The organism is Mesorhizobium sp. M4A.F.Ca.ET.020.02.1.1 (genome assembly GCF_004022645.1).
Taxonomy (GTDB): domain Bacteria; phylum Pseudomonadota; class Alphaproteobacteria; order Rhizobiales; family Rhizobiaceae; genus Mesorhizobium.
In genome coordinates, this window is record NZ_RZOI01000416.1 from 1 (window position 1) to 5,411 (window position 5,411).

The window sequence follows — 5,411 nt, forward strand, 5'->3', positions numbered from 1 at the left end:
GCGTCAGCCCGGTGTTCATGTCGCCGTTGAAGTTGACCATGCCGATCGCCCCGCCATACCAGGCGCGCGGGCTCTTCTCGTTCTGCTCGATGAAGCGCATGGCCCAGAGCTTCGGCGCGCCGGTGACGGTGACCGCCCAGGCATGCGACAGGAAGGCGTCGAAGGCATCCATGCCTTCGCGCAGCCGCCCCTCGATATGGTCGACGGTGTGGATCAGGCGCGAATACATCTCGATCTGGCGGCGGCCGATGACACGCACCGAGCCCGGATCGCAGACGCGCGATTTGTCGTTGCGGTCAACGTCCGAGCACATGGTGAGCTCGGATTCGTCCTTCTTGGAGTTGAGCAGCTTCAGGATCTGCTCGGAGTCCGAAATGGCGTCGTCGCCGCGTTTGATCGTGCCCGAGATCGGGCAGGTCTCGACGCGCCGGCCGTTGACGCGCACGAACATCTCCGGCGAGGCGCCGATCAAATACTCGCCTTCGCCGAGGTTGATGAAGAAGGAATAGGGCGAGGGGTTGATCGCCTTCAGCTTGCGCGAAATCTCGGAAGGCTCGGTTTCGCAGCGCTCGTAGAACATCTGGCCGGGCACGACCTCGAACAGGTCGCCGCGCTTGAAGCTGTCCATCGCCCGGCGCACCAGGTTGGCGTATTCGCCGGGCTCGTGGTCGCCGCGCGGCGGGATGCGGTCGGCGGTCCTGAACGGCTCGACGGCGGCGTCGCGCGGCAACCCCTCCGTCGAGAAACCCTTGCCGGAATAGTCATAGCGGTCGGTCCAGGCCTTGGTCGAATAGTGGTCGACGACCAAGATCTCGTCAGGCAGGAACAGCACCAGATCGCGCTGGCTCTCTCTGCGCTCGAGCTTGTAGTCGACCGGGTCGAACTGGAAGGCGAGATCGTAGCCGAAGGCGCCGTAGAGGCCTAGATTGGCGTCTTCCTCGGTCTTGAACAAAGCGGTAATGGCGCGCAGCACGGTGAATACCGAAGGTACGCGGCTGCGCTCTTCCTCGGTGAAGACGCGGCCTGGCTTGGCAACCTCGAGGCGGATGAGCCTTGGCGACGTTTCGGCGATGGAGACCTCGGCAAGACCGTCCAGCGCCTTGGCGATCACCGGCAAAAGCACTTCGCCGCGTCCGTTCAGCGCCTCGATGCGCATGGCGCGTCCGCGCGCGGAAATCACCAGCGGCGGATCAATGATGGCGGTGTCCCAGCGCGTGTAGCGGCCCGGATACTCGTAATTCGAGGAAAACACCGCGCCGCGCCGGGAATTCAGCCCGTCGACATAGGCGTCGATGGCGCCTTCATAGGGCTGCTCCTGGCGGTCGCGGGTGATCGCCACGCCACCCGCTGTGACGAAGCGCTCGGCCCCGTTGTCCAGAACTCTTGTCGTCATTGCCGTCTCCATCAGCGTCTTGCTATTTCAGCTTCTTGGGGCAACGGACCCGGGGATGGCTTCAAAAAACAAATGGCCGCCCGGACATTCCGTTGCGGCCACCCTCTCTTTTCACGCGCACGCGTTCGAACAGGCCGCTGTCAGCGAGCCCACCACCAAATGGTCTTGTTCGAGCGCATGTTCATGGCGATTCCCATAGCGGCGAATGGTCGGCCGCGCAACTGGATTCCACGAGGCTGGTAAAAGCCTCGCTCGCTTAGTCCTCCAGCGTCCCCGACCTTGCATCGTCGCTTCTCCTGTCGCCAACCAGCTTCAGCAGGTCCTCGCCGGCGCGGATGATGCGCCGCGAACGCCTCGTCAGGATGAGGCCGGCCTGGGGCGCGAACACTTCCGTGCTGCCGCCCGTTTCGCCCGGGGCGTGGACGATTTTGGCGAGCCGCGCGCCCTTGGCGACGCGGTCGCCGGGCTTCACGTCATAGACGACCGCGCCACCCTTCGGCGCCGGCATCATGTCGATGTTTTCCAGCGGCGCCACGGTGCCGGTGAAGGGGCCGGGCGTGGCCAAGGCGGGGTCGGTGACAACGCCGCGCGCGACCAGCAGCCGATAGAGCCCCTCGGCATCGGAAGCGGCCAATTCGCCGTCGACGTCGAGCACGCCGCGATATTCGACCGTGGTGGCGACCCGCCGGTCGAAACGCGCCACATCCGCCGGGACATTCTGATAAGGCATGATCGAGGCGCCCTCGAAGGTGCCGTCGGTGTCCTCGTTCCACAGCAGCACCGCATCGACGCCCATGGCCGCCGCGCAATCGGCCATCGCCGGCCACAGGCTGGCGTGGATGTAGAGGTAGGGCAGGCCCTCGTCGTCGCAATGCAGGTCGAGCACGATGTTGTGGCCGAGCGAGAGCTGCAGCAGCCTGATCTTCAGCCGTTGGTCGGGCGTGCCGAGCCTGGTATCGGGCAAGAGCGAAGCGTCCGGTGCGGCAAGCAGCGGAAAGCCGCGGTTGAAGTTGTTGCGCGTGCCGAGATGGAAGCGGCCCTGATGTTCGCCGAAATGGTACTGGGCGCGACCGATCGGGTTGGCCCAGGGCACGATGGTGATGTCGCCCCTGATGCGGCCCTCGGCCTCGGCTCTTGCGAGCATCGGCATCAGCGCGTCGATGGCGACCACGCCCGGCAGTTCGCCGGCATGGAGCGCCGCCTGCAGATAGGCCGAAGGTCCCGCCTTGTCCGTTCCCGCGAAGCGGATCACCGGAAATTCGTAGGAAATGCCCTCGCCTTCGCCAGCGATGCGTTCGATCGTTTTCTGCATGGAGGCCTCCGGGAAAGAGGCGAACCCATGCACTTTTGCGATTGCGCTGTCGATTGGTCCAGGCCGAGGCGCTATGGGCGCAAACCACGCCGATGGCGGCTCTAGGCCAGCGGCTTCAGCTCCTGGGCTATGGTCGGCAGAAGCTCGGAGACGTTGGGGTGGATGTGCATGGCACGCGCCAGCGTCGATATCGGCGCCTTGGCATACATCAGGTCGAGCACCGAGTGGATCACCTCGTCGCCGCCCGGTCCGAGCACCGAGCAGCCGAGGATCTCCCCGGTGTCGGCGTCGGCCAGGATCTTCATGAAGCCCTGCGTCTCGCCCTTTTCCACGGCGCGGCCGACGCGGGTCATCGGCCGCTGGCCGACCAGCGCGCGGCGGCCGGATTTCCTCACCGCGGCCTCGGTCATGCCGCAGCGGCCGAGGGGCGGATCGATGTAGAGCGCATAGGCCTCGATGCGGTCGCTGACCTTGCGCGGATCATTGTCGAGCAGGTTGGCGGCGACGATCTCGAAATCGTTGTAGGAGGTATGGGTGAAAGCGCCCTTGCCGTTGCAATCGCCCATCGCCCAGATGCCGGGCACGCCGGTGCGCAACTGGTCGTCGACGACGATGAAACCGCGCTTGTCGACCTCGACGCCGGCCTTGTCGAGGCCGAGATCGTCGGTATTGGGGTTGCGGCCAAGCGCCAGCAGCACATGCGAGCCGATCGCCGGCGGCTGATCGGCGGAAAAGGTGACGGCGACATCGCCGCCCTGCTTGGCAAAACTGATGTCGTCGGCGCCGAGATGCACCGTGATGCCTTCGTCCTGGAGGATCGACAGGATGGCGGCCGAGACGTCCTCGTCCTCGCGACCGGTCAGCCGCGGGCTCTTCTCGATCACCGTCAGCTCGGATCCGAAGCGGCGGAACATCTGCGCGAATTCGAGCGAGATGTAGCTGCCGCCGACGACGACGAGATGGCGGGGCAGCACGTCGAGATCCATCATCGAGGAATTGGTGAGGTAAGGCACCTCCTCGACGCCGGGCAGGTCGGGAACGGCGGCGCGGCCGCCGGTGTTGAGGAATATCTTCGGCGCGGTCAGCAGTTCGTCGCCGACGCGCACGGTGTTGGCGGATTCGAAACGCGCATGGCCGCGGTAGAGCGTGCACTTCTCCATGCCGGCGATCCAGGTTTCCAGCCCTGTGCGGGAAGCGCCCGACACCTTGTCCTTGCGCGCCTTGATCGCTTTGTAGTCGACGCCCACCGGGCCGGATAAGGTCACGCCATAGTCGGCGGCGCGGCGCGCGAGATGGGTGGCGTAGGCGCTCGCCACCATCGTCTTGGTCGGGATGCAGCCGGTGTTGACGCAGGTGCCGCCGACGAGCTTGCGCTCGACCAGCGCCACGCTCATGCCGGCCGCGTTCAGCCGGCCGGCGAGCGGCGTGCCGGCCTGGCCGGCGCCGATGATGATGGCGTCGAAGGCCTTGGCCGTCATGCCACGGCCGCCACGATCAGCAGGCCGCCGATGATCGCCGCGGCGTCCTCGATGAAGGCAGCGGGCGGGTCCTTGCCGAAAGCCGCCGCCAGTCGGCCGCGGAACTCGGCGCCGCCGAGCGTGCCGATCACGGCGCCGATGGCGCCGGCAATCAGGCCACCGATGATGGCGCCGCCGGTCGCGCCGAACACCGCGCCGCAAAAGGCGCCGATGATGACGCGGGCGCCGAACTGCTGCGGCACCTTGCGGCTCGGCGTCGACGGCAGCTGGTCGGTGATCAGCTCGACGACCCCCAGGATGGTGGAAATGCCGAGGGCGATCCAGTGCCCCATGAAACTCGCCCAGGTGCCGGCGACCGGCAGCCAGCCGAGCCAGGCGCCCCAGGCGGTGACGGCAAGTGCCGTTCCGGCGCGGAGCCCGGCAACGACCCCGATCAGCAATGCAAGCAGATAAAGCATGATTGACCCCCTCGATGTCAGGACCTCGCACTGTCCGGCGCGAGCAAGCTAGCATAGGCCGGACATTTGGCCAGCAGGCTTTCGCCCAGCAAAGGATTGTGCTTTGGCAGTAATTCGATGGAGACGCGGCCATGACGGCAAGTGAGCGCATGAAGATGGCGGCGGGCGAGTGGTACACTTGCCTCGATCAGGAACTGGAAGCGCTGCGCGTCGCCGCGCGCGATGCGGTGTTCGAGCACAACGGCCTGCCGCCCCGGCAACGCGGCGACATCGGCCCGGCATTGCGGTCATTGTTGGGAAGCACGGGCGAGGGGGCGCGCATAGAGGGGCAGTTCCACTGCGCCTACGGGTTCAACCTCTTTCTCGGCGATGGTGTCTTCCTCAATGCCGGCTGCACGGTCCTCGATACGGCGCCGGTGCGCATCGGCAAGCGGACGTTGCTCGGGCCTAATGTGCAGATCTACTGCGCCGAGCATCACAGGGAGGCTGCAGCAAGGCAGGCGGGGCTGGAGATCGCCAAGCCGGTGACGATCGGCGCCGATGCCTGGATCGGCGGCAGCGCCATCATCCTCGGCGGCGTCACGATCGGCGATGGTGCCATCGTTGGCGCTGGCGCCGTGGTTACCCGCGACGTCGCAGCGAACACCACGGTGGTCGGCAATCCGGCACGTCCGGTCAGGCAGCGTTGAGCGGCTTGCCCGTTCGGGTCAAAACATTGCGGCGTGTGTCGGCCTTTTGGCGCCGGCACTCCTGGAGAACTCGCGCCGATA

5 protein-coding genes are annotated in these 5,411 nt (G+C 66.2%); 1 reads left to right on the forward strand and 4 read right to left on the reverse strand.

What is annotated here, in order from left to right; genetic code table 11:
- The 4 genes from EN742_RS22715 to EN742_RS22730 form a co-directional block, all read right to left on the reverse strand.
- The coding region (locus EN742_RS22715) for an anthranilate synthase (RefSeq protein ID WP_128333298.1) at positions 1-1,393 on the reverse strand (1,393 nt) is incomplete at its 3' end.
- 256 nt (positions 1,394-1,649) lie between these two features.
- Positions 1,650-2,705: a succinylglutamate desuccinylase/aspartoacylase family protein gene (locus EN742_RS22720; RefSeq protein ID WP_126058622.1), complete on the reverse strand. Its 1,056-nt coding sequence runs from the start codon at positions 2,703-2,705 to the stop codon at positions 1,650-1,652.
- A 101-nt stretch (positions 2,706-2,806) separates the two neighbouring features.
- Positions 2,807-4,183 (reverse strand): FAD-containing oxidoreductase, encoded by a 1,377-nt coding sequence (locus EN742_RS22725; RefSeq protein ID WP_126058623.1) that lies wholly within the window; start codon positions 4,181-4,183, stop codon positions 2,807-2,809.
- Positions 4,180-4,641, reverse strand: coding sequence for a DUF4126 domain-containing protein (locus tag EN742_RS22730; protein WP_126058624.1), 462 nt, complete (start codon positions 4,639-4,641; stop codon positions 4,180-4,182). The genes EN742_RS22725 and EN742_RS22730 overlap by 4 nt, the downstream gene beginning before the upstream one ends.
- 131 nt (positions 4,642-4,772) lie before the next feature.
- Here EN742_RS22730 and EN742_RS22735 point away from each other — a divergent pair, with 131 nt between their 5' ends.
- Positions 4,773-5,330, forward strand: a complete 558-nt coding sequence (locus tag EN742_RS22735) for a sugar O-acetyltransferase (protein WP_126058625.1) — start codon at positions 4,773-4,775, stop codon at positions 5,328-5,330.
- Positions 5,331-5,411 lie beyond the last annotated feature (81 nt).

Coding starts and splice junctions, on each gene's coding strand:
- EN742_RS22735 (WP_126058625.1), top strand. CDS start 4,773: ATGACGGCAAGTGAGCGCATGAAGATGGCGGCGGGCGAGTGGTACACT.
- EN742_RS22725 (WP_126058623.1), bottom strand. CDS start 4,183: ATGACGGCCAAGGCCTTCGACGCCATCATCATCGGCGCCGGCCAGGCC.
- EN742_RS22720 (WP_126058622.1), bottom strand. CDS start 2,705: ATGCAGAAAACGATCGAACGCATCGCTGGCGAAGGCGAGGGCATTTCC.
- EN742_RS22730 (WP_126058624.1), bottom strand. CDS start 4,641: ATGCTTTATCTGCTTGCATTGCTGATCGGGGTCGTTGCCGGGCTCCGC.